The sequence below is a fragment of the Psychromonas saccharinae genome, from assembly GCF_051201515.1.
In the GTDB taxonomy this organism is placed as follows: Bacteria; Pseudomonadota; Gammaproteobacteria; order Enterobacterales; family Psychromonadaceae; genus Psychromonas.
The window spans coordinates 3,435,921-3,461,473 of sequence record NZ_CP195153.1 but is presented as its reverse complement, the minus strand read 5'-3'; the positions used below and the strand labels follow the sequence as shown (position 1 = coordinate 3,461,473).

Annotated in this window: 22 protein-coding genes; 12 read left to right on the top strand and 10 right to left on the bottom strand. The window is 37.4% G+C overall.

What is annotated here, in order from left to right; genetic code table 11:
• Positions 1-154 precede the first annotated feature (154 nt).
• The 7 genes from ACR30L_RS15510 to ACR30L_RS15480 all read right to left on the bottom strand — a co-directional run bounded on the left by ACR30L_RS15510 (position 155) and on the right by ACR30L_RS15480 (position 8,022).
• Positions 155-3,709, bottom strand: a complete 3,555-nt coding sequence (locus ACR30L_RS15510) for an EAL domain-containing protein (protein ID WP_435235154.1) — start codon at positions 3,707-3,709, stop codon at positions 155-157.
• A 98-nt stretch (positions 3,710-3,807) separates the two neighbouring features.
• A complete protein-coding gene (gene hemW, locus ACR30L_RS15505) occupies positions 3,808-4,950 on the bottom strand; it encodes a radical SAM family heme chaperone HemW (RefSeq protein ID WP_435235153.1) in 1,143 nt (380 codons plus the stop codon).
• Positions 4,951-5,003: 53 nt separating this feature from the next.
• Entirely contained in the window at positions 5,004-5,606 is a 603-nt protein-coding gene (locus tag ACR30L_RS15500) for an XTP/dITP diphosphatase (protein WP_435235152.1), read from the bottom strand.
• Positions 5,603-5,911 (bottom strand): DUF167 family protein YggU, encoded by a 309-nt coding sequence (gene yggU / locus ACR30L_RS15495; RefSeq protein ID WP_435235151.1) that lies wholly within the window; start codon positions 5,909-5,911, stop codon positions 5,603-5,605. Before yggU ends, ACR30L_RS15500 begins: the two co-directional genes overlap by 4 nt.
• Positions 5,911-6,453, bottom strand: coding sequence for a YggT family protein (locus ACR30L_RS15490; RefSeq protein WP_435235150.1), 543 nt, complete (start codon positions 6,451-6,453; stop codon positions 5,911-5,913). The genes yggU and ACR30L_RS15490 overlap by 1 nt, the downstream gene beginning before the upstream one ends.
• A gap of 28 nt (positions 6,454-6,481) precedes the next feature.
• Positions 6,482-7,306, bottom strand: a complete 825-nt coding sequence (gene proC, locus ACR30L_RS15485) for a pyrroline-5-carboxylate reductase (protein WP_435235149.1) — start codon at positions 7,304-7,306, stop codon at positions 6,482-6,484.
• A 17-nt stretch (positions 7,307-7,323) separates the two neighbouring features.
• On the bottom strand, positions 7,324-8,022 hold the full coding sequence (locus ACR30L_RS15480) for a YggS family pyridoxal phosphate-dependent enzyme (RefSeq protein ID WP_435235148.1): 699 nt from the start codon (positions 8,020-8,022) through the stop codon (positions 7,324-7,326).
• Positions 8,023-8,055: 33 nt separating this feature from the next.
• Between ACR30L_RS15480 and ACR30L_RS15475 the strand changes: the two genes are divergently transcribed.
• The 3 genes from ACR30L_RS15475 (at position 8,056) to yaaA (ending at position 11,080) form a co-directional block, all read left to right on the top strand.
• A complete protein-coding gene (locus tag ACR30L_RS15475; protein ID WP_435235147.1) occupies positions 8,056-9,090 on the top strand; it encodes a type IV pilus twitching motility protein PilT in 1,035 nt (344 codons plus the stop codon).
• Positions 9,091-9,103: 13 nt separating this feature from the next.
• The gene (locus ACR30L_RS15470; protein ID WP_435235146.1) at positions 9,104-10,216 is read left to right on the top strand and encodes a PilT/PilU family type 4a pilus ATPase; all 1,113 of its coding nucleotides are present in this window, start codon (positions 9,104-9,106) and stop codon (positions 10,214-10,216) included.
• Between the two features lie 90 nt (positions 10,217-10,306).
• The gene (gene yaaA / locus ACR30L_RS15465; RefSeq protein WP_435235145.1) at positions 10,307-11,080 is read left to right on the top strand and encodes a peroxide stress protein YaaA; all 774 of its coding nucleotides are present in this window, start codon (positions 10,307-10,309) and stop codon (positions 11,078-11,080) included.
• Positions 11,081-11,205: 125 nt separating this feature from the next.
• Here the strand turns inward: yaaA and srmB are convergent, their stop codons facing one another.
• The 3 genes from srmB to ACR30L_RS15450 all read right to left on the bottom strand — a co-directional run bounded on the left by srmB (position 11,206) and on the right by ACR30L_RS15450 (position 15,075).
• The gene (srmB, locus tag ACR30L_RS15460; RefSeq protein WP_435235144.1) at positions 11,206-12,570 is read right to left on the bottom strand and encodes an ATP-dependent RNA helicase SrmB; all 1,365 of its coding nucleotides are present in this window, start codon (positions 12,568-12,570) and stop codon (positions 11,206-11,208) included.
• 125 nt (positions 12,571-12,695) lie between these two features.
• On the bottom strand, positions 12,696-14,264 hold the full coding sequence (locus ACR30L_RS15455) for an HD domain-containing phosphohydrolase (protein ID WP_435235143.1): 1,569 nt from the start codon (positions 14,262-14,264) through the stop codon (positions 12,696-12,698).
• Positions 14,265-14,589: 325 nt separating this feature from the next.
• Positions 14,590-15,075: an RNA recognition motif domain-containing protein gene (locus ACR30L_RS15450; RefSeq protein ID WP_435235142.1), complete on the bottom strand. Its 486-nt coding sequence runs from the start codon at positions 15,073-15,075 to the stop codon at positions 14,590-14,592.
• 538 nt (positions 15,076-15,613) lie between these two features.
• Between ACR30L_RS15450 and lepA the strand changes: the two genes are divergently transcribed.
• The 9 genes from lepA (at position 15,614) to ACR30L_RS15405 (ending at position 25,463) form a co-directional block, all read left to right on the top strand.
• A complete protein-coding gene (lepA, locus tag ACR30L_RS15445; RefSeq protein ID WP_435235141.1) occupies positions 15,614-17,410 on the top strand; it encodes a translation elongation factor 4 in 1,797 nt (598 codons plus the stop codon).
• Positions 17,411-17,659: 249 nt separating this feature from the next.
• Entirely contained in the window at positions 17,660-18,574 is a 915-nt protein-coding gene (gene lepB, locus ACR30L_RS15440) for a signal peptidase I (protein ID WP_435235140.1), read from the top strand.
• Entirely contained in the window at positions 18,574-19,254 is a 681-nt protein-coding gene (gene rnc / locus ACR30L_RS15435; RefSeq protein ID WP_435235139.1) for a ribonuclease III, read from the top strand. The genes lepB and rnc overlap by 1 nt, the downstream gene beginning before the upstream one ends.
• Entirely contained in the window at positions 19,254-20,156 is a 903-nt protein-coding gene (gene era, locus ACR30L_RS15430) for a GTPase Era (RefSeq protein WP_435235138.1), read from the top strand. The genes rnc and era overlap by 1 nt, the downstream gene beginning before the upstream one ends.
• A gap of 61 nt (positions 20,157-20,217) precedes the next feature.
• A complete protein-coding gene (gene recO, locus ACR30L_RS15425) occupies positions 20,218-20,919 on the top strand; it encodes a DNA repair protein RecO (RefSeq protein WP_435235137.1) in 702 nt (233 codons plus the stop codon).
• A 15-nt stretch (positions 20,920-20,934) separates the two neighbouring features.
• Positions 20,935-21,675 carry a pyridoxine 5'-phosphate synthase gene (pdxJ, locus tag ACR30L_RS15420; protein ID WP_435235136.1) on the top strand — a complete coding sequence of 247 codons (741 nt, stop codon included), beginning with the start codon at positions 20,935-20,937 and terminating at the stop codon, positions 21,673-21,675.
• Between the two features lie 293 nt (positions 21,676-21,968).
• Positions 21,969-23,270, top strand: coding sequence for a PqiA/YebS family transporter subunit (locus tag ACR30L_RS15415; protein WP_435235135.1), 1,302 nt, complete (start codon positions 21,969-21,971; stop codon positions 23,268-23,270).
• Positions 23,263-24,903, top strand: coding sequence for an intermembrane transport protein PqiB (gene pqiB, locus ACR30L_RS15410; protein ID WP_435235134.1), 1,641 nt, complete (start codon positions 23,263-23,265; stop codon positions 24,901-24,903). Before ACR30L_RS15415 ends, pqiB begins: the two co-directional genes overlap by 8 nt.
• Complete coding sequence (locus tag ACR30L_RS15405; RefSeq protein WP_435235133.1) at positions 24,903-25,463, top strand: PqiC family protein; 561 nt, start codon at positions 24,903-24,905, stop codon at positions 25,461-25,463. Before pqiB ends, ACR30L_RS15405 begins: the two co-directional genes overlap by 1 nt.
• Positions 25,464-25,553 lie beyond the last annotated feature (90 nt).

Below are 25,553 nucleotides of genomic sequence, written 5' to 3'. Positions count from 1 at the left end.
CATGTTGCTGTGTGTTGACTGTCATGTCGAGTCAGTAAAATAGACTCCGTTAATTAGAGTTAACATTCCTTGATTTTATCGCTTTGCCCAGCTTATGCGTATATCACTTTAATATTTTGAAAATGATATATGTATAAGCTGGGTTTTTTTATGCTTATTGTTTACTCACGACAGTATTAAAGTCGCTACCTGACATTGGTTTGCCTAAAAAGTATCCCTGTCCGTAACTGCATTTATGCTTTTGTAGGTAAGTTAATTGCGCTTGAGTTTCAATTCCCTCTGCAACCACTTCTATATTAAGTCGTTGTGCCATTGCTAAAATCGTTTCAATCAATGCTTCCGACGAACTATCGATACCAATGTTTTTAATAAAGCTTTGGTCAATTTTAATGAAATCAACTGGGAATTTAATTAAATAATTCAAGGAGGAATAACCTGTACCAAAGTCATCAATAGCAATTTTAACACCAAGTGCCTTGAGTTGATTTAAAATGGTTAAAGCTTTTTCTGAGTCATCGGTTAATAACCGTTCAGTTATCTCGACGGTGATATTAATCGTTTGGCAGATTGTTTTAAGTGAATTTACCCATTTTTTTAATGCATTGTCTTTAGTATGGAATAACCTTGGAGATACATTAATGGATAAATTTATCTCTGGATTGATTTGCAATAGTTGCTTACTTGATTGATGTAACATAAATAAGTCAATACGATTAATAAGTCCTGATTCTTCCGCTAAATTAATAAATTCGATTGGAGAGACAAATTCACCATTTTTTTGTTGCCACCTTGCGAGTGTTTCACATTTTGTTATTTGTTGTGTTTGTAAATTAAAAATAGGTTGGAAGTAGGGCTGAAGCTCTTCCTTATTTAAGGCATCAATCAGTTTATTTAGTAGATCATGGTGATATTCGGATTTTAATTGCATTTCATGAGTGTAATATTGGTAGCCATTACGCCCATTCGCTTTAACTTCATACATTGCCTGATCTGCTTTTTTTAATAGCGAATCAGCTTCTTCCGCATCTTCTGGATACAGCGCAATACCAATACTGACACTTAAATGAACATCAAATTGATTAATGCGATAGGGTAATTGCATCTGTTTTGAAATTTCCTTGGCAATTAATAAAGCATCATTTGGATGACGAATATTATTTAAAATAACCGCGAATTCATCGCCACTTAAACGTGATACGGTATCTGTTTCTCTGAGTTGTTGTTTAAGCCTTGCTGCAGCTTCTATCAGAACAAGATCGCCAGCATGGTGACCATGATTATCATTAATCGGTTTAAAGCGATCCAAATCGATAAATAGTACTGCGAGTTGTTGGTTTGTACGCTGTGCAATTTTTATCGATTTTTCTAATTCAAGCTGATAGGTACGTCGATTAGGTAGGTCAGTTAAACTATCGTAAGAAGCTTGATATTCGATTAATTTATCACTTATTACTTTTTCCGTTATGTCCTGTATTGTACCGATAATAAAATTATCATAATGATCTTTTTTACCGTCGCATTTTATTCTTAACCAACGTGATTTTTCACCTTGGAGTATTATTTCAAGGTTAATATCAAAGGGAGTTGATTCATCAAGTGCTGTTTCTATCTTGTCTTGCCATAATTGATAGTCATTTAGTGACAGATTAGATTGCAGATCTGCATAATTACTCGGTCTAAAATAGGCCGACTTGCCAATCGCTAATGATGCTTGTTTCGACCATTCTAAAAAGTTTAAATTGGGATCTATTTTCCATCCGCCTATTTTGGCAACATAACCAACGGAATCTAGTAAGCGTTTATCATCATAAAGTTTTAATTGAAGTCGTTTTCTTTCATCTGTTTGGGTAAATTTATACCAAATAAACAAACTGAAAATAATGCCACAAATAAGAAAGTAAGTACGAAGGATAAAAATATCAGGTGATAGTTTGTCACCTTGTAAGGGGATCGTTGCAATTTTCCATGAAGAACTTCCTGCTGAAATAATAGATTGTAATGATTCAGGTGATTCAAAAATAGCAGCATCACCGAAAAAAGTTTTTCTTTCTTGTCCCCAATAATCGATACTTTTTATTGCTATTTTAAACCCTCGATAATCAGAATCGAGACCTGAATATTGATAAAGTAATTGACTATTAATAGGTGCTGAAATAACTCCCCATAAACTGCCATCTTCTAAAAAGACTGGGGCTCTTCCTATAAACGCATTGCCACCTTGCACAAGTTGGATGGGGTCAGATAATAAAATACCATTAGCATTAATTGCTTGCTCGACGGTTTTTAATTGCTCTGGTGTTTTTCGATAATTTAAACCAATAACGGTTTCATTGCCCTTTAAAGGGTAGATATAATTAACCGTTAGGTCCTTTGCTGCGGCAAAATTAACGAGGATGGTGTCTTTGGCAAAAAGGGCTCTCGCATAATGATTGAAGTCTTGTTTAGATAAATTGGGGCGAGCTGAAATATAAGCCGCGAATCCAGAGAGTAAGGAGAGGTTATTTTGTAACTGCCCTTGCAGTTTAGCACTCACAGAATTAAGTTGTTGTGCAGCTTTCTCTCTGGCTATGATGGTATCTTCATTAGTGAAAATTTGTTCAAGTTGCATTTCAAAAAGGGTCATCGCAATGAGTACGGTACCGATGGTCCATTTTTTATATTGGCGGTACCAAAAAAAGATAATAAGTGGAATGCAAAACGCCATCAACAATAGATAATAATACTGTTTAAAATTTTGTTTTTTTATCGCTGCAGTATTGAAGTTAAACATGCTGTCATTTAAGGGCGATTTAATCAGCCCCATTGAACGCAATTTTTGATTGGTATTGATCCATTGCGCTTTGTCTATTTCACCAATGGGGGTTTCTGGGTAGTGCATTAACTCTTCAATACTATTTGCAAAGGCCATATTGTATTCATAGAGGTTGTCATATTTGACTAAATAACGAGGCAATTCATCGGTAATTCTTTTTGCTATTTCTTGTTTATTATTGATGGCATATAACCAACCTTTTTTAGTCGCATTGGTAAATTTTTCCACAATATCAGGGTGCTCTCTAGAGTATTCGAATGACGTATACAGTGAATCGCTATAAAATTTTAACCCTTGATTATCGAGGCGTAATTGATTGAGCTGAATATTTTTTTCTTGCGCAGCAAATTCTGCGGATATTTGATAGGTAATAATCGCATCTGCTTTATTATTTAATAATGTATCGATGGAAACGGGTTGCCTAACAAATTTAATTTTTGATAAATCGAATCCCTGAGAAGTAAATAAAGCGATTAGTTGTATTTTTGCAAAGTTAGAATCAACGCCTGCAATGCGTAACTTGGATAATTTATCTAGTGTGGTGATATCTGTCTTTTTAAGTGAAAAGATCGCCATGGGATTACGATGGAAAATTGATGCGAGCAAAATAGGATTAACGTCGTTATCCAGTAGAACATCCGAAGTACCAATGGCAAACTGCACACTGCCATTCTTTATTGCATCATTTGGATTAATGACAATTTGATTAGGTCGAACACCAGGTAGTATATCAACCTCTAGACCTTGGTCTTTATAAAAACCTTGCCATTTTGCGGCATAATAGCCTGCAAATTGGAATTCATTTTCCCAGCTTAATTGCAGTGAAACTTTGTCTAGCGCGACGACATGAAGACTGATAAAAAGCAGTACTATAAAACAGTAGAGTTTTTTGAACATATGAAAAATACTGCCTCTTTTATTTTTTACCTGTATAAAAATCAACCCATCGTTAAATTCGTGTTCACGATGGATTTAGTCGTATCAATAAGCATCATTTATTCCATAAATAATGCTAATAATTCGTTAAGGTATCGATGGCCTAAATCTGTCACTTGCCAACCCACCGCGTCTTTGGTTAGCAGTTTTTTGTTTAATGCAATGTCAATGGGTTGCTTTATCTCATTGATATTCAAACCAGTATAGGACTCAAATTCAGTAAATGGAATAGTTTGAAATAAGCGCAATCTATTCATCATGTATTCAAAGGCAAGATCTTCTCGTGCCACTTGATTTAATTGATCTAAAAATGGACGATTTGGATCCAGATATCCCTTTGGATGTTTAATTTTTGTTGTACGAATAATACGGTTTTCAAGTGGTTGGGTAAATTTACCATGGGCACCACAACCGATGCCGATATAGTCTCCAAATGACCAGTAGTTAAGGTTATGCTGACATTCAAATCCTGTTTTACTGTAGCCTGAAATTTCATATTGTTGATACCCATTTTTCGCAAGCAGTTTTAACCCTGCTTCTTGAATTTCCCAGAGCAGATCTTCATCTGGTAAGGTTGGCGGATGAGAAAAATACTGGGTATTAGGCTCAATTGTTAGTTGATACCATGATAAATGAGTCGGGTTTAAATCTATGGCCGTTTGTAAATCACTCAGTGCATCATTAATTGTTTGTTCAGGCAAGCCGTGCATTAAATCAAGATTAAAGGTTTTTACTTTGGCTGCGGTTGCTTGTCGAGCTGCATTTTTTGCTTCTTCTGAACCATGTATTCTGCCGAGTTTTTCTAATTTCTGTGGCTGAAAGCTTTGTACACCGAAGGAGAATCGATTAATACCGGCTGTTTTAAAGTCGGCTATTTTTTGATTTTCAATGGTGCCAGGATTGGCTTCTAGTGTGATTTCGATATTATCGCTAAATATTAGCTTTTTCTCGACTTCTGTGAGTAACCAGTTTATGCCCTGTGCAGAAATTAAACTGGGTGTTCCACCACCAATAAATATACTGGTGAGTGGGCGTCCTTGCACATAAACAAGGTCATTATCGAGATCATCTATTAATGCTTGAAGGTAAGCTTGTTCGGGAATTTCCCCGCGTAGTTTATGAGAATTAAAATCACAATAGGGGCATTTTTCAACACACCAAGGGATATGGATATACAAGCTTAGGGGAGGAAGCGAAAGCATTCATAATACCTATTTGAAAGAGGGCTCCCATATAAATATGGGAGAAGGTCAGTTTAACCGAGTTGTTCTTGTAATTGTGCCACGAGCATTGCTAACGCACGTCCTCGATGGCTCAATTCACTTTTACGTTGTTTACTTAACTGTGCAGAGGTGCATTGCTCACTCTCTACCCAAAATGTAGGATCATAACCAAAACCATTTTCACCTTGCATTGTTTCAATAATTTCTCCTTCCCACGTGCCTTGGCAAATAATAGGTGTCGGATCAAGGGCATGACGCATATACACTAATACACATTGAAAACGCGCGGTACGATGAGCTTTACCGACACCTTCAAGCTTGCTTAATAATAGGTCGATATTATCGCGATCCGTGGCCCCTTCACCGGCAAAACGTGCCGAGTAAATCCCTGGTTGGCCATTTAAAAAATCAACCTCTAACCCCGAATCGTCTGCAATGGCGGGAAGCCCCGTAATTTTTGCTGCATGGCGGGCTTTAATAATGGCATTTTCTACAAATGTAGTGCCTGTTTCTGGGACATCCTGCACATCAAAATGACTTTGTGGTAAAACATCAATTGAGAAGCTATTTAACAGCTCGCTCATCTCTTTGACTTTACCTTGGTTACCGGTTGCTAATACCCATTTTTGTCTCATATTTTGTTCGCTTCTGTGTTTTCGTTAAAAAATTTAGGTAGTTGTTTGGGATTTTGAATACGGACTAATTTATGACGATTCAACTGGCCTTTTTCAACGCTAATAGCGCCTTTCGGCACTTTAAATTGTTTACTGAGAAACTTAATTAAATGTGCGTTGGCTTTACCATCTACCGGTGGGGCTGTAATGCTTATTTTCAATTCGTCGCCAAGTAACCCGATAAATTTATCGCGACTGGCTTTGGGTTGTAGTACTAGGCGCAGCAGTAAATCTGCGCCATCTTTTTTTAAATAAGGAACTGACATTAAAATAGTTTACTTAAAAAATCATTCACTAGTAGTTCTAAAAATTGTAATCCAACTAAGACGACAATCATAGAAAGGTCTAGTCCACCCATTGGTGGAATAAAGCGACGTACTGGTGCCATCAAGGGTTCTGTTAATTGAATCATGACTGCTTCAATCGGGTTTTGTCCTCGGCTAATCCAGCTAAGAATAGCGCGTAAAATTAATACCCAGAATAATAATTTAAAGACAGCTTTGATTAAAATAATAACGGCAGAAATAAGGATAACAACGGGGTTAAATGAAGCGCCGACCAGTAAACTTAAAACAACAATTTTTAAACAAGCGACAAAAAATGCAAAAAGAATCGTTGCCGTATCCCATCCACCTAAACTGGGAATAAAGCGTCGAAGTGGTTTAACAACAGGCTGTGTTGCTTTGACGATAAATTGGCTAAACGGATTATAAAAATCAGCGCGAGCAACCTGAAGCCAGACGCGCAGTAACACCACCATCAGGTAAAGGTCAAAGACGGTATTGACTAAAAAATTCATGGCATTCATAACGTTTTCTCTCTATAAAATAGTGGGATTAAAATAATTTTTCCATGTCGGCACCGCGATCAGCTGCAGCTTGCATCGCTTTTTCAACGGTCGCTGGTAATCCTAATTGTTGGAATGTATTAATTGCTTCTGCTGTCGTTCCCCCCTTTGATGTAACATTTTTACGTAACGTGGATAGTTCAATATCAGGATTTTGCTTAACCATTTCTGCGCTTCCGAGTGCAGATTGTAAAACCAGTAAACGAGCTTGTTCTGCAGAAAACCCCATTTCAATGGCTTTATTTTGCATTGATTCCATAAACAAAAAGAAGTAAGCAGGTGCAGATCCCGATGCTGCAATTACCGCATTGATCATGGCTTCATCTTCTACCCACACGGTTTCTCCGACGGCAGTCATGAGTTCACCAGCAAATTTTTTATCTTCTTCATTGACTTGTTGTGATGCAAATAAACCCGTCATGCCTTTTTGTAAAAGAGAAGGGGTATTGGGCATAGTGCGAATAATTGCAGTATTTTCGCCTAGCAACGATTGTAACCGTTGTACTGATATACCGGCTGCAATTGATATAACAAGCTTATTACTGAAGTCACAACCTTGATCAGCAAGGGCTTGGCAAACGTCTGCCATCATTTGAGGTTTGACACCAAGTACAACAACATCACTAGTATTTACTGCTTGCGCATTATTCTGACTTGTTTTGATTGCAAATTGTTGAGCGAGTTTTTCAGTATTTGCGGTAGAAGGCGCGCTCGCGCAAATATAATCAGCTGGGTAGCCATCTTTTACTAATCCACTGATAATACTGCCAGCCATATTGCCGGCACCGATGAACGTTATGTGTTTATGTTGCATTTTTATCCCTTTTAAAATTAGTTTCTTGCGCCAAAAATATCTGTGCCTATTCTGACCATCGTACTACCGCAAGCAATAGCACTTTCTAAGTCTCCACTCATCCCCATTGATAACGTATCAACCTGTGGGTATTTATTTTGTAGCTCTCTGTAAATGTTATGGAGTGCTTGAAACTGTTTTTCAAGTTGCTGTAGATCATTCGTTTTTTCAGGAATCGCCATAATACCACGTAGTTTTAAACGAGGTAGTTTGCTAACTTGTGATGCGAGTTCAATAACCTGTGATAAAGTAGTACCTGATTTACTCTCTTCTCCGCTAATATTGACCTGTAGACAAATATTTAATGGAGAAAGAACCGTTGGACGTTGATCATTGAGGCGCTGGGCGATTTTTAATCGGTCAACACTCTGTACCCAATCGAAGTGTTCTGCAACAGGACGAGTTTTATTCGACTGTAATGGGCCGATAAAATACCAGAAAATGGGGTCTTGAAAGTCGTTATCTTCTTTAATTTGTTGGATTTTTTCGATACTCTCTTGTACATAGTTTTCACCGAAATGGCGTAAACCAAATTGATAAGCTTGTTTAATTAAAGAAACAGGTTTTGTTTTACTTACGGCGAGTAACTGAATCTCTTGTTCATCACGTTTTACTCGTAGAGCAGCTTGCGCTATTTTTTGTTGAACCATTGTTATTTGTTTAGATATATCAGTCATTATAATTAGCCATCATAAATAGGATTTTAAGTTATGGATATTACAGAATTATTGGCCTTTAGTGTAAAGCATAATGCCTCAGATCTACACCTTTCTGCTGGAGTTCCTCCAATGATTAGGGTAGATGGTGAAGTTCGCAAGGTTAATGTTCCCGCGTTAGAGCACAAAGAAGTACATAGTTTAATCTATGACATCATGAATGATAAGCAACGTAAAGACTTTGAAGAACAATTAGAGACCGATTTTTCATTTGAAATTCCTGATTTAGCGCGTTTTCGTGTTAATGCTTTTAATCAAAAACGAGGCGCTGGTGCGGTATTCCGTACTATCCCAAGTAAAGTATTAACCTTAGATGAATTAAATGCACCTGCTATTTTCAAAAAAATCTCAGAGTTTCCTCGTGGATTAGTGCTGGTTACAGGGCCAACTGGTTCAGGTAAATCAACGACCCTTGCTGCGATGATTGATTACATTAATAGTACTCGAAATGAACATATTCTTACCATTGAAGATCCTATCGAGTTTGTACACGAATCACAAAAGGCCCTTATTAATCAGCGTGAGGTCTTTAAAGATACACTGAGTTTTGATAATGCTTTACGAAGTGCATTACGTGAAGATCCAGATGTTATTTTGGTGGGGGAGATGCGTGACCTTGAAACTATTCGATTAGCATTAACCGCTGCGGAAACAGGTCACTTAGTTTTTGGTACTCTGCATACCACTTCTGCGGCGAAAACCATTGACCGTGTTATTGACGTATTTCCTGCTGCAGAAAAAGACATGGTCCGTTCCATGTTATCGGAATCATTACGCGCAGTTATTTCGCAAACTCTATTGAAAAAGAATGGCGGTGGACGTGTTGCTGCGCATGAAATCATGATGGGTATTCCTGCTATTAGGAACCTTATTCGTGAAGATAAAGTCGCACAAATGTACTCTGTTATTCAAACTGGGATGGTGCATGGCATGCAGACACTGGATCAGTGTTTACGTAATTTAGTGAGCCAAGGTATTGTTTCACATCCTGATGCTGCACAGAAAGCATCAGACCCTAAAACTTTTTAAAATGGACATGGATATGTTAGATAATTTATTGAAAATAACAGGTGAATTAAAAGCGTCGGATCTTTTTATCTCCGTTGGTTTACCTCCTACGGTTAAGGTAAATGGACGATTAGAGTCTATTAATCAAGAAATATTGACACGAGAGAGTGTTGATTTATTACTGGCGGATTTATTGGGAAAAGAGCGTTTAGCACAGTTTCATTTTACTAAAGAATCTAATTTTGCATTAAGTAATAAAGTAGCAGGGCGTTTTAGGGTAAGTGCTTTTATGCAAAAAGAGCAGCCAGGCATTGTTTTGCGTCGAATAGAATCAAAGATACCTAGCTTTGAAGAGCTTAATTTACCCGTTCAATTGAAAGATTATTGCATGGCTCAACGTGGATTAATTCTATTTGTTGGGGCGACAGGGGCAGGTAAATCAACGACTCAAGCAGCCATGGTTGGATATCGCAATCAAAACGCATCTGGTCATATTCTAACCATTGAAGATCCGATTGAGTTTATCCATGATCATGGCAGTTCGATGATCACTCAACGTGAAGTGGGAATTGATACGGATTCCTTTGAAGAAGCTCTTAAAAATTCATTACGTCAAACACCTGATGTTATTTTAATTGGAGAGGTGCGAACCAAGGAAACTATGGAATTTACGTTAACTTTTGCTGAAACTGGGCATTTATGTATGGCAACACTGCATGCAAATAATGCTAACCAAGCACTAGATCGTATTCTCCACTTTATGCCCTTGGATAGCCATCGCCAATTTTTATTTGATTTATCTGTTAATTTACGGGCTATTGTTGCACAGCAACTTATTCCGACCATTGATGGTAATGGGCGTCGCGCTGTTTTTGAAATCTTATATAATACACCAACTATGTCTGATGCGATTCGTCGTGGCGATATGCATCACCTTAAAGAGATTATGGAAAATTCGACTGAATATGGTATGCAAACCTTTGACCAATCGTTACTTAAATTGTATAACGAGGGTATCATTGGCTATACGGAAGCGCTGGCTAATGCCGATTCAGCGAATGATGTCCGTCTAAAAATTAAGCTACATTCAAATGAAGTCAATCATGAATCGAATGAAGGTGCACTTGAAGGCATTACTATAGGTTAACAAGTTAACGCCAGTGATGTTTTATTCACTGGCCTTTTTATTATTAATAAGCAGCTATATTTGCTTGATATCATTACCACAGGAGCTGTTATGCTAGTTGTACTTTCCCCTGCTAAAACATTGGATTTTCAAACACCCGCCCCCGTTTCAACATTTTCCCAATCGGATTTACTTGAACAAAGTCAAATACTAATAAAGCGCTGTCAGAAGTTATCACTGCAAGATATTGCATCGTTAATGAAAGTAAGCGATAAAATAGCTGGATTAAATGTGGCGCGTTTTACCGAGTGGAAAACACCATTCTCTTTAGATAATGCCAAGCAAGCTTTATTTGCCTTCCAGGGTGACGTTTATACTGGTTTACAAGCTGATACATTAAGTACTGAAACTTTAAATTATGCACAACAACATTTGCGTATGCTTTCTGGTCTATACGGTGTTTTGAAACCACTTGATTTAATGCAGCCTTATCGATTAGAGATGGGAATACGTTTAGATAATGAACGTGGTACAAATCTTTATCAATTTTGGGGAAGTATTATTACCGATACATTAAATAAAACATTAGAAGAACAAGATGAACCAGTTTTAATTAATTTAGCTTCTAATGAATACTTTAAATCGGTTAAGAAAAAAGAATTAAAAGGCACCATTGTTACGCCTATTTTTAAAGATCAAAAAAATGGTCAATATAAAGTAATTAGTTTTTATGCGAAAAAAGCACGTGGTGTGATGGCGCGTTATATTATGGAAAAACAATTAACCTCAACGGTACAGTTAAAAGCATTTACAGAGGAAGGTTATTACTTTGTTGAAAAAGAATCGACTGAGACAGATTTAGTTTTTTATCGAGATGAACGATGAAGGGCTGTTGTTAGTTATTAGCTTTCAGCTATCAGTTTGTTTAGTCACTAGACTTTAACTACGAGCTACGGAAATCGTAGCTCGTGATATTAATTAGAATTGAAGGTTTGCTAATCGCTGACGGCTTAAGACTGATCGCTTGATTTCGGTCCTTTTCCTGCCCAGCTTGGTTTTCCCTTCGCTTTTTTAGTGCGCAAACGTTGTTTGCCCATATCTTCTTTTTTCTTCTGACGACGAGCCTGTTGCTGTTGTTTTAACTCATCAGCTCGCGCTTTACCTTTTTTATTAATTGGTTTTTTGGATTTCTTCTGGCTGATTTTTGCTTCTTTATGTTTTGGGCGTAAGGATTTAATCACTCTACGTTTTAATATTTGATCCGTGTAGCGTTCTACTTTTGCTAAAATATCAATATCATGGGCTTCTATTAATGAAATCGCGATGCCTTTTTTGCCCCCACGTGCAGTACGCCCAATACGGTGTACATAAATATCTGCACTGCGTGGCATATCATAGTTAATGACATGAGTAATATCGGGTACATCAATACCACGAGCAGCGACATCTGTTGCGATAAGGATATTTATTTGGCCAGCTTTAAATTGGGTTAATGCGAGGTTGCGTTTTTCTTGATCCATTTCCCCCCTTAGATAAGTACATGGGATGTGTAATTCTGCCAATTGGCCAACAAGTTCCGCTAACCGGTCACGCGTTTTAACAAACACAATAACTTTTTGTGTTGATTCCTCTGAAGATTGCTCTTTATCTTGTTGTAAAATATAAGCCAGTAATTTTAGTTTGTGTTCTGGATCATCGGCAAGGTGAACCCATTGGATAATTTTTCCACTTTCTCTACGAGTTACTTCTGCGGTGAGTTGCACTGGGTTATTTAATACGTCACGAGAAAATTCACGTAAGCCTTTACCTTCAAGCGTTGCAGAAAATAATGAGGTATGTTTGCGCCAACGAGCTTCGCCTGCAATGCGATCCATTTCATTAATAAATCCCATATCGAGCATACGGTCTGCTTCATCAAGTACAAGTGTTTCAATTTCACGGCAATCGAAGGCTTCTGAATCGATGTATTCCATTAATCGGCCTGGTGTTGCGATAACGATATCAACGGTATCCATGATCACATCTTCTTGTGCTTGGTAAGAAACGCCACCGATAATGTTGCCAACAACAAGATCTGTACCTTCTACTAATTGCTGTGCTACTTCGCTAATTTGCACGGCTAGTTCACGCGTCGGTGTTAATACTAATATGCGTGCAGACCCACCTTTACGGCGAGGAAAATCAATCAGACGTTGAACTGCAGGTAAAAGAAAAGCTAATGTTTTACCCGTGCCGGTAGGTGCACTCGCCATAATATCTTGCTCATCCATTGCAGGAGGAATGGCTAACGTTTGAATACTTGTTGGGCGTTTATGTCCCATTTTAGCAACGGCGTTTAATAAATGTTGGTCGAGCTCAAGCGCTTCAAAAGTCATGCATATTTCCAAATAACAATAAATAAAAGAAGTATTATAAACGAAAGATGGCAATTGTGATAAGAATAGTTAATAGGAAAATAAGGGGAAAGAGCAGTTAATGATTTAACTGCCTTAGGGAATATTTAGTGAGAGTACTCGCTGAAAACATCTTTATAGCGATTATTAACCGCAATAATCTGTTTTTGATGTTTATGAAAAGCTGCTACTACACGTGGATCAAAATGTAATCCGTTTTGATCATTAATAAATTGCAGTACTTCTTCAATTGGCCAAGCTTTTTTATAACAACGGTCATGTGATAACGCATCAAATACATCAGCTAATGCGGCAATACGGCCAACCAAGCTGATTTCTTCGCCTTTTAATCCATTTGGATAACCCGTACCATCCCATTTCTCATGGTGTTGATAACTAATTATTGCTGCATATTTTAAAATATCCTGTGATGAATAACGTACTAATTCATAACCGATTTCAACATGCGTCTGCATTATTTTCCATTCATCGGGATCCAGTTTACCTGGTTTATGCAGGATATTATCAGGGATACCTATTTTACCAAGATCATGGAGTGGTGATGCTGATTTTATTTTTTCAGATTCTTTTAGGCTAAAACCTAGCTCAAGTGCAAGAATGCGTGTGATTTCAGCAACACGTCGAATATGGTTGCCGGTTTCTTTTGATTTTCGCTCAATCGCTTCACCTAATAGGTAAACAATTTCACGTTGGCCTTCTTCTATTTCTTGGCGTAATTCTTCATTGTCAAAAACAGTGGTTGTATTACTTGCAAATAAGTTTAATAACACAATATCGTGTTCAGTGATGGTTGAAAATCCTTCAACATAAAACATAATGCAACCGTCTGAACTGCTTTGCATATTTAATACTAGTGCGTTTGAGGTGTATATATTACGTTTTTCAACAATACTCTTGGTAATCATCATTGATACATTATCGGGTATTTTTTCGATATCGTCGATGCTATCAAAGTCAGAGAAATCCCCGCGAGATTCAATTAAATGGAAGACTTTTGAGTTGCAATACATGCCCAATGAAGATAATGAACGTGCGCGAGTCAATGTACATTGTTCAATGAGTTTTAATAAATAATTAGTCGTTTCATAAATAAGCATTTCATAGGTAATCGCATAGGAAAGATTTGCAGACGATTCAATTACCAGTTCAAGGCCTTTGGTGTTTTTTCTTAGTTCGACAATGTTTTGATAGGATCTTAATGCGCTACACATTAATGTGTCTAGCTTTAACCCACTTAATTCAGTCTTATTTTTATAATCAGAAATATCATATTCCCGAATAATATCTCTTTCTGGCGCTTGTCCTGGTTGACCTGTTCTTAATACAATTCGCGTGGTTTTATTTTTTATCTTCTCACGGACATTTTTTATCAATTGTAAGCCAGCACTATCGGTTTCCATAACAACATCGATTAGGGCAACAGCAATATCATCGTGTTCTAAAAATAGCTGCTCGGCTTCATAGCCTGAATAAGCACTAAGAAAAAGTAAAGGTGTATCATCCCATTCAAATTTCGAAAGGACTAATTTAGTAACCGTATGTACTTCGATATCATCATCAACAATCAGTACTTTCCATGGGGATAGGTGTAAGGATTGCTCATCATCGAAATCGGGAACTTCGTTATCTATGAAAAGTAGATCATCGTCGTACATAAAAAAGTTCTCTAAAATAGTCTATAAAAAAAAGATATAAATAATTGATTATTGTAGAACATATTCAGCAATTTATTGAATATTTATTATTATAAATATTACATTGTAATGTAAAAAATAAATAGATCACTATTATCTTCTTTTAAAGCGGTAGTTTTATTACTTTGTGGGTATTTATTTTGTCATTAAAGACACTAACAAATAATTATTGGATTTCGGTTTAACTTTTTATTAATCAGTTTGTTATGTACTTATTAAGTTGATTTTTAGCGGGTATAAAAAAACGCCCGCAGGCGTTTTTTTATGTTTTATCTAAAAACTACTTTTAAGACCTGTCTGCATTATCAGGCGATGCGGTACGTGGGGTGCGTTCATTTGCTTCTCGTACTTTTAATGAACGGTCCTGAAATTCTTGTTCATTTAATGCTTGTATTGCGTTTTGAGCATCTTTTTCTGGCATTTCAACAAATCCAAAACCACGACGTTTACCTGTATGTTTATCTTTCATAAGTCGCACAGAAAGTACTCGTCCATGTTCAGAAAAAAGCGTACGAATTGCCATTTCGTTAGCGCGGTAAGGTAGATTACCGACATAAAGTGTTGTTGTTGTAAAATCAACTGCACTTTCTTGGTTTTCTGTTGTCATAGATGGTGTAGATTTGTTGTTAACGAATAAGTTCACGATGCCACTTGCTAATGCACCAAATGCAAACAATAAAGCGCCTGATAGAGTAATGTCTGCAGAACTAATAATAATATAACCTAAAATCGCAATAGCGATCGAAAGCAACACTGATGTGTTTGATTTCATAATAAAATAACCTCAAAAATAATTAAGTAGAAAGATAATTAAATCAATACGAGTAAGATTAACCGAACTGGTATCATCTCTTTTTTTGCGGTTTGGCGATGTAATTAGTTTTATGAAAATAAAACTGTGGATCTTCCTTGCCAATAATGTTCCCTAAAAAAAGCTCTTATATTGTAATCTAAATTAATTGAGTAAGTTAACAATATTAAACAAATATTGTTAAATGCGTCGGTTATTTTATCAAATTTGTATAATAAATGTGCTTTATTTCTGAGCAAAAATGGTTTGTTTTATCTTCAGTTGTTATCATGGGTGGTTGTTTTCTATATGCCATTTATTATTTTTGAAGAAATTAAATCGAATTATTTTTGTTTTAAGGACGTGATTGTACTTTGATGGAGCGGTGTTACTAACTTGTTATTAGTATCCTCAGTATAAAGATAGCGATTAAAGGATAAATTCGCTAGAATGCATTGTTTTGTATAAATCATAATGGCACTGCATAAACCATGCATTAACACAGGTATTTAAAGTCTTCATGAAACATATTCGTAACTTTTCTATTATTGCCCATATCGACCACGGTAAATCGACACTTTCTGATCGTTTGATTAGTACATGTGGCGGTTTAAGTGACCGTGAGATGGAAGCTCAAGTACTTGACTCAATGGATATTGAACGTGAGCGCGGTATTACGATCAAAGCACAGAGTGTAACGCTTGATTATAAAGCACAAGACGGCGAAACGTATCAGTTAAATTTTATCGATACGCCTGGGCATGTTGATTTCTCCTATGAAGTCTCTCGTTCTTTAGCAGCCTGTGAAGGTGCGTTATTAGTTGTGGATGCAGGGCAAGGTGTTGAAGCACAAACACTTGCTAACTGTTATACCGCAATGGAGATGGACCTTGAGGTGGTGCCGATTTTAAATAAAATCGATCTCCCAGCTGCAGAGCCAGATCGTGTATCAGAAGAGATTGAAGATATTGTTGGGATTGATGCAACTGAAGCGGTTCGATGTTCGGCTAAAACGGGAGTGGGGATTGACCTCGTTTTAGAAGAAATTGTGCGTTGTATTCCGCCACCAGTCGGTGATCCTGATGCGCCTTTACAAGCGTTAATTATTGATTCTTGGTTTGATAACTATCAAGGGGTTGTGTCATTAGTCAGAATTATGCATGGCCAGATTAAAGTGGGTGACAAAATGCGAGTCATGTCGACGGAGCAGGTTCATCTTGTCGGTAAAGTCGGGTATTTCACACCTAAGCAAAAAGAAACGGGCATTTTAAGAGCCGGTGAAGTGGGATATGTTATTGCTGGTATTAAAGATATTTTAGGTGCGCCAGTGGGCGATACTTTAACACTTAATGGTAATGAAGCCGTCGAAGCTTTAGGTGGATTTAAACGTGTTCAGCCTCAAGTTTATGCAGGGCTTTTCCCAGTTAGCTCCGATGACTATGAAAGTTTCCGTGATGCATTGGCTAAATTAAGTATCAATGATGCTTCGTTGTTCTATGAACCTGAAAATTCATCGGCTCTTGGGTTTGGTTTCCGTTGTGGTTTCCTTGGTTTACTCCACATGGAGATTATTCAGGAACGTTTAGAGCGTGAATATGATATTGATTTAATTACGACTGCGCCAACGGTTGTGTATGAAGTTGAACTTACCAATGGTGAGGTTCAATATGTTGACAGTCCTGCTAAATTACCCGCAGTAAACGATATTGCTGAAATTCGCGAGCCGATTGCGGAGTGTAATATTTTAGTTCCACAGGAATATCTCGGTAATGTGATTACATTATGTATTGATAAGCGTGGTGTACAAACTAAGATGGATTATCACGGCAAGCAGGTTGCGTTAACCTATCTTATTCCGATGGGAGAAGTGGTGATGGATTTCTTCGATCGGTTAAAATCGACTAGCCGTGGTTACGCCTCTTTGGAATATAATTTTGATAAATTCCAAGCAGCAGATATGGTGCGTGTTGATGTGTTAATTAATGGTGACAGGGTTGATGCACTCGCACTGATTACACATCGTGCAAACTCTGAAAGTTACGGGCGCGATTTAGTCGAAAAAATGAAAGATTTGATTCCTCGACAAATGTTTAATATCGCAATACAAGCTGCAATTGGCGGTAAAATTATCGCTCGTTCAACGGTTAAGCAGTTAACTAAAAATGTATTAGCAAAATGTTACGGCGGCGATATTAGTCGTAAGAAAAAGCTATTGAAGAAACAGAAAGAAGGTAAGAAACGAATGAAGTCAGTGGGTAATGTTGATATCCCACAGGAAGCATTCCTTGCCGTTTTACACATAGGTAAAGATAAATAATTTCAATCTTGGGTAAGTAAATTTATACGGGATTGAGGTTCTTAACCTGCATGGCTGAAGCAGAGACCACTTTGTTTTAGGTCAGTAATGATGCGCTGATTTTACTTCAGCGCATTTTGTTTTTAAACGTTAGTCATATTAGTTAAATGGATATTTAAAGGTGTTTCCAACCAAGGCGTTCAAATAAATACGCGACTTGGATTACTGTCAGTTTAAATAATGTGATTTGATAAAATTTAAGGATTCAAAATGGCAAATACGTTTGCACTTATTTTAGTTTGTTTAACTATCGTAACCGGTATTGTTTGGGTGATCGATAAATTAAAATGGGGACCTGCTCGAAAAGCAGCACGTGATGAAGCGCAAGCTCATTCAGAGACAACACTCGATGAAAAGACGTTAGAAAAAATCCATCCTGAAAATGTAGTTATTGAAAATGCCCGTTCATTATTTCCGGTTATTGCGATTGTATTTGTGCTTCGTTCGTTTATTTATGAACCTTTCCAAATACCATCTGGCTCAATGATGCCAACGTTATTAGTTGGGGATTTTATTTTAGTTGAGAAGTTTTCCTATGGTGTAAAAGAGCCGGTTTGGCAAAATAAATTAATTCCGCTCGGAGAGCCGAAACGAGGGGATGTTGCCGTATTTAAATATCCCGAAGATCCGCGTATCGATTACATTAAACGTGTGGTTGGATTACCTGGAGATCGCATTGTTTATAAAGATAAAAAGATCTATTTGATTCCAAAGTGTGAAACGGATTCCTGTGGAAAATATAAAGCACTTGATATGAACTATTTGGGTACCGAAGATTTTGCCGATGAACGTTCTACCATGCAGGTTTATACTGAGATCCTTGGTGAAGTCGCACATAAAGTGTTAATTAATCCTAATCGACCGGAGCAAGTTTCCTCATATTATCAACAGGAAGGGACCTATGGTTATGAGTGGGTTGTACCAGAGGGACACTATTTCATGATGGGAGACAATCGAGATAATAGTTTAGATAGTCGCTATTGGGGATTTGTGCCTGAACAAAATTTAGTCGGCAAGGCGGTGGCAATCTGGATTAGTTTTGAATTTTATCGTACTGCTGATGATTTCCTACCAAGTTGGGTACCAAGTGGTGTGCGTTTTAATCGTATTGGTGGGATTAAATAATGAAAAATGCTGAATTGAAACGTTTAGAAAAACGTATTGGTTATACATTTACTAACTTCGCTTTATTAAAACAAGCATTAACACACCGAAGTGCATTAGGTGAACATAATGAACGCTTAGAGTTTCTTGGGGATTCAATCCTTAGTTTTGCTATTTCAACGGATCTTTATCTTCGCTTTCCTAAGGTTGATGAAGGTGATTTAAGCCGAATGCGTGCAACATTAGTTTGTGGCAAAATGTTAGCTGAAGTAGGACGTGAGTTTCAACTTGGGGATTGTTTGATTCTTGGGCCTGGGGAGTTAAAAAGTGGTGGTTTTCGTCGTGATTCTATTATCGCAGATGGCGTAGAAGCGATTATTGGTGCTGTTTTTTTAGATTCTGATATTGATAATGTTAAAGCTTTAATACTTAAATGGTTTGAAAGTCGTTTAAATAGCATTGAGCCTGGTATTAGTCAGAAAGATCCAAAAACACGTTTACAAGAAAGGTTACAATCTCGAAAACAGCCTTTACCACTTTATGAAGTGATTGAAATTAAAGGTGAAGCGCATAATCAACGTTTTACCATGAGCTGTGAGATTGAAGGACTAAAACCTGTTCAAGGACAGGGAACAAGTCGTCGTAAGGCCGAGCAAGTGGCTGCGGAAAAAATGTTAGATGTATTAATGGGAAACAAATAATGACCCAGAAATGTGGTTTAGTGGCTATTGTTGGCCGTCCAAATGTTGGTAAATCAACCTTAATTAATGCGTTATTAGGGCAGAAAGTAAGTATTACTTCTCGTAAAGCGCAGACGACTCGTCATCGAATTTTAGGGATTGATACCGAAGGTGATTATCAAACGATTTTTGTTGATACGCCAGGACTCCATATTGAAGAAAAACGTGCGATTAACCGTTTAATGAATCGTGCTGCATCAAGTTCGATTAATGATGTTGAAATGGTTATTTTTGTTGTTGAAGGGACCCATTGGAACGAAGACGATGAAATGGTGTTGAGTAAATTCGAGCACCTTAAGTGTCCGGTTATTCTTGCTATTAATAAAATAGATAACGTAGAAGATAAAGAGTTATTATTGCCACATCTTCAGGAGTTAGGTAGCCGTTATAATTTTAAACATATTATTCCGATGTCTGCTAAGTCGGGTGATAATGTTGAAAAAATTCGCAAGTGGTCGCAGGAAATTTTACCGGAATCCGAGCACTATTTCCCCGATGATTATATTACCGATCGTTCATCTCGTTTTATGGCGGCGGAAATCGTACGTGAAAAACTGATGCGTTTTTTGGGTGATGAATTGCCTTATTCAGTGACCGTTGAAATTGAACAATTTAAGCAACAAGCCAATGGTGTGCTGCATATTAATGCACTTATTTTGGTGGAACGAGATGGTCAAAAGCGCATGGTTATTGGTAATAAAGGTGAAAAACTTAAATCAATATCGATGCAATCACGTATTGATATGGAAGAACTCTTCGATTCGAAAGTGTTTCTTGAAGTGTGGGTAAAAGTGAAAACCGGTTGGTCAGACGATCTTCGGGCTTTGCATAGCCTTGGGTATGGTGACGATTATAGTAAATAAAAAATGTCGAGCTACACACTACAAATTTCGTAGCATGTAGCTTGTCACTTGGAAAAATTTCATGTCTCTAGAGTGCCATAACGCATTTATTTTACACCGCCGCCCCTATGGCGAAACCAGTCAATTACTGGATTTATTTTGTCAAGATGTCGGAAAAGTTAGCCTTATTTTTAAAGGTGGTCGAAGTAGTACTCGCATGAAACGAGGGATGGCACAGCCCTTTACGTTATTACAAGTGAGTTATTTTGGACGAGGTAATTTAAAAACCGTTAAGTCTATTGAAGCACAAACTCAAGTCGTACCATTACCGGGACAGCGCCTTTATCTTGCCATGTACATTAATGAATTACTCTATCGTTTATTACAAGCTGAAACGGCTTGTGATGGGTTATTTGAGTCTTATCAAAAAACTTTATTAACTATTGCCGCTCAAGATGATCCTCAAGTTGCCTTACGAAATTTTGAATTAACATTACTTGAAACCCTTGGTTATGGCGTTAATTTCGAAAATGATATTTATAGCGGTGAAGAGATCGAAATTGGGTTTGAGTACCAATATAAGCAACAGGATGGTTTTTTTGCCAAACAGGCCATCCATCATCAACAAAGCGTGTATCGCGGCGAAGATATTATTGCTTTAGCAAATAGAGATTTTACTTCGCCAGAGATTTTAAAAGCGGCAAAACGTTTTTGCCGTCAAGCACTCGCTCATTTATTGGGCAATAAACCATTACATAGCCGTACTTTGTTTACGACGAAATAGAAGGACAAATTAGCAATGAGTAAAATTTTATTGGGTGTAAATATTGATCACATCGCAACAATACGTAATGCACGTGGAACTTGCTACCCAGAGCCGGCACATCTAGCGGCAATTGCAGAATGTTCTGGTGCAGATGGAATCACCACTCATTTACGCGAAGATCGTCGTCATATTAATGACCGTGATATTGAGGTTTTGGCTAAAACATTACAAACTCGCATGAATTTAGAAATGGCTGTGACCGATGAAATGGTTGATATTGCCCTTCAGACTAAACCGGCATTTGTGTGTTTAGTACCTGAAAAAAGAGAAGAACTTACTACTGAAGGTGGGCTCGATGTTGTTGGTGGATTTGCTAAAGTCGAATCTGCTGTAAAACGCTTAAGCGCAGCGGGTATTCAAGTCTCTTTATTTATTGATCCTGAAAGCACTCAAATTGATGCTGCTTTTAAAACCGGTGCGCCTTTTATTGAATTACATACGGGAAAATATGCCGATTCATTAACCGACGAGGCCCAACAACAGGAATTAGCTCGAATTGCTAAAGCGGCAACCTATGCGGCTCATTCAGGTCTCAAGGTCAATGCAGGGCACGGTTTGAATTATCATAATGTTAAACCGATTGCCGCATTACCTGAAATTTTTGAATTAAATATTGGTCATGCGATTGTTGCGCGTGCCGTTATTGATGGTTTTGCTGCTGCTGTTAGTGAAATGAAGCGGTTGATTATTGAAGGTCGAAATAATAATCTTTAATAAAAATAACTCTATTATGGTGACGAAGTTTGTGCTTCGTTACTGTGAACTGATCTAACGAGGTTATTTCGTCTGTTTTTGTTTGTAGGTATTATTGAGTTGGAGGGGGTTACTTTTTTCCTTATATTTTAATGTGGAAGATCTGCTTATTTAGTTTCTCATTATATTTAATGTACAATTAATGGTAGTTCGCATTGTGCGTGTGTTGTTTTGAATGACAATAGCGTTGATAAAGTGCAGCGATTAATTCGTTCATTTAAAAGCTTAAAAAATAAATAAGCGTTAATAATACTATGCCTAATATTACCGATAAGTCTTTAATACCCTGTGAAGAATGCGGTTTAATTGCCGCTATTCCATTGATTGACGAAGGGGAAAAAGTACAGTGCCCCCGTTGTAAACATACACTCACTCAAATTATCCACCATCCTTACCAACGCCCAATAGCCTATATTATTGCTTGTTTAATTATGTTAATGCTGAGTTTATGCTTTCCTTTTATGTCATTTAGTGTCGAAGGGTTATCTCAGGAAATAGGGTTATTACATTCAGTAAAAATGCTAGATCAATTTCAAAATTCCGCGTTAGCTTTATTACTTCTCTGCACGGTTATTGTATTACCTGCTATTTATCTTTGTTTTATGCTTTATCTCTATATTCAAAGTTTACGGGTAGCACAGCTGTCAGTTCGTCAGATTGATCGAATACGGCGAGTATGTAAAATCGTATTTATCGTAAAACCTTGGCTAATGGTTGATGTGTTTTTAGTCGGTGTACTGGTTAGTTTAGTTAAGATTTCCGCACTCGCTGATATCGGGTTAGGGTATTCTTTTTGGGCATTCTGTATTTATACGGTACTACTCGTAAAATGTGTGTCTTTAGTGGATCGTAATTGGTTATGGAATCAGTTTATTCCATCTGTCTCAATTGAAGGGGTTAAAGCGGGCGATACGTGTCTATCGGGTAATCACAGTGTTTGTCATGTTTGTGAGCAGATAAATCCGCCAATAAGTGAACAGAATAGCGTTTGTTTGCGGTGCAAAAGTAAGTTACATCACGACAATTTTAAACATAATTTACAAACTAGTTGGGCATTATTAATAAGTGCTGCAATTTTTTATATCCCAGCGAATTTATATCCCATTATGTATACGGTGAGTCTTGGGAGTCGTGGTCCTTCGACAATTATGGAAGGTGTTATATTACTGTGGCACCATGGGTCGTATCCGATTGCCATGATTATTTTCTTTGCAAGTGTGTTTATTCCACTGGCTAAAATGTTTGCCTTATCATGGTTATTTATTTCAGCTAAACGGGCATCAGCATTTCCTAACGGTGCTTCAATGCAATGGCAAAAAGTATATCGTTTAACGGAGGTTATCGGCAGGTGGTCGATGATTGATATTTTTGTAGTTGCCATTTTAGTTGCGCTAGTGCAATTACAAAATCTAATGGCAATTTACCCCGGCCCTGCAGCATCATCTTTTGCGGCCGTGGTGGTCTTTACCATGTTATCTGCGATGAAATTTGATTCTCGAGTTTTATGGCAAAACATAAAAAATAACCCCATTAATGGAAGCTATGATCATGAGTAATGAAGCCCAAGGGCAAGTGACGAAAATGAAGCAAACATCAGCAATCTGGTTAGTACCTATTATTGCATTGGCTATCGGCATCTGGATGATTTATCAATACGCAAGTAAAACGGGGCCTGAAATCACGCTAATAATATCGGACGCTTCGGGTATCGAAGTCGGTAAAACAGAAATAAAATCTCGTAATGTAAAAGTGGGGGTGGTATCCGATGTGAAACTAAGTGAAGGTTATGATCATATTTTAGTTACCGCTCAAATGGATAAGTATGCGGCCAATATGTTAAAGGAGGATACTCTTTTTTGGGTGGTTAAACCACGTATAGGGACCGAGGGCGTTTCTGGTTTAGATACGATTTTATCGGGAGCGTATATTAAAATTCAACCGGGTAATTCAGCGGTTAAGCAGTCTCACTTTACGATATTGGATGTACCTCCCGTCGCACCACCCGATGCGAAGGGACTGAGAGTTGTATTAACTCATCCACAGGCAGGACAATTAAGTGTTGGTGACCCCGTTATTTACCATGGATTTACGGCTGGACGAGTAGAAAATATTACCTTTGATGCACAACAACAAAAAGCACACTATCAATTATTTATTTTTGAACCCTACGATGAATTGATTCGAACGGGGACTTATTTTTGGCTTAATTCGGGGGTTGATCTTCAACTGAATACAGAAGGGTTTAAGCTACGTTTTGACTCATTAGAAAGCCTATTGGGTGGTGGGGTTAGTTTTGGCGTTCCCGAAGGAGAAAGAGCTGGGGATATGATTAGTGATTCCTTAACTGAATTTAACTTATACAAGTCACAGGTTGATGTAAAGGAAGGGCTTCATCGTCAGCATGTGAATTATGCAATATTATTTGATGAATCGTTACGTGGGCTTTATCCGGGCGCTCCGGTGGAATTCCGTGGTTTACGTATTGGCTCCGTTGAAAAAATCCCGTTATTTAAACCCACTCTTGATCAGGGGATTCAATCTAATTCATTAGCGGTACTAATTCGAATTGACCCCAATCGAATTTTTGAAAAAGGGGAAGAAATTAGCAATGAACAGTTTAGTCAAAAATTAATGACCGAGTTTAAACACGGATTAAAAGGCTCCTTGAAAAGTGGAAATCTTTTAACGGGAGCACTGTATATTGATGTTGATTATGATGCATCTGGAGATGAGTATAAATATCAGACGTTAAATGGCTATGATGTGTTTCCCAGTAAAACCGGCGGCTTTGCGCAAGTTCAGAAACAGGTACTGGATTTACTTGATAAGTTTAAGAATTTACCACTCAATGATACCGTTGAATCGGTTAATAAGTCTTTAGGGGGATTACAAAAAACACTTATTTCAGCACAGAGTGCTGTGGACAATATCAATAAATTTGTTGCAAAAAAAGAGACGCAATCTCTTCCTGCTGAGCTCCAACAAAGTTTAGACAAAATGCAGCAAACATTGGATGGTTTCAAAGTTAATTCAAGCGCTTATAAAAATCTTAATGGTGCGTTAGCAGAATTTAAACAGGCAATGATTGAGTTAAAACCCGTTTTACAACAAATCAATGAAAAACCAAATTCATTGGTATTTGGTGAAGATAAAGTGGCTGATCCGATTCCCGTAAAAGGAACTAAATAATGAGAAAATTATTATGTGTAATGTCTTTGGCATTAGTAGGTTGTGCTAGCGAGCAGGCAATTCAAGATCATTATTATATATTACCGGATAATGGCGTGACTAATGCCACTGTATTAGATGCGCCAATGTTAATCATAAAAACAGATTTATCTGAGTACTTAAATAATAAAGGCATTGTTTACCGCACCTCTGATACTCAAATTTTAGAGGCAAAACATAGTCTTTGGGCTGAAGGTCTTCAGGATCAAATCACTCAACGTATTGTAAGTGATTTACAATCTAAACAACGTCATTATTGGCCTATTGAAGCACATACAATGGTCGATTTGAATAATCAAAAACAGTTATTAATCTCACTACAGCGGTTCAATGGCGTGTATACCGGAAATGCAGAGTTAATGGGCGAATGGATGCTGATTGATGGTCAAGGAAAGGTGCTAGCCAATAAACATTTTGAACGACAGGTCGCGCTAAAAGAGGAAGGTTATAATGCATTAATTAATGCGTTATCAACGGGGTTAGATCAGTTAACGACCGATTTAGCCAATCAACTTCAGTAATACCAATCGTAATAATTAGCTGATCTATTTTGCTGGTTAAAATAGCTTATTTCTTTGTTGAAAGTTTCGTTAAGGGAACAACCATTAAAG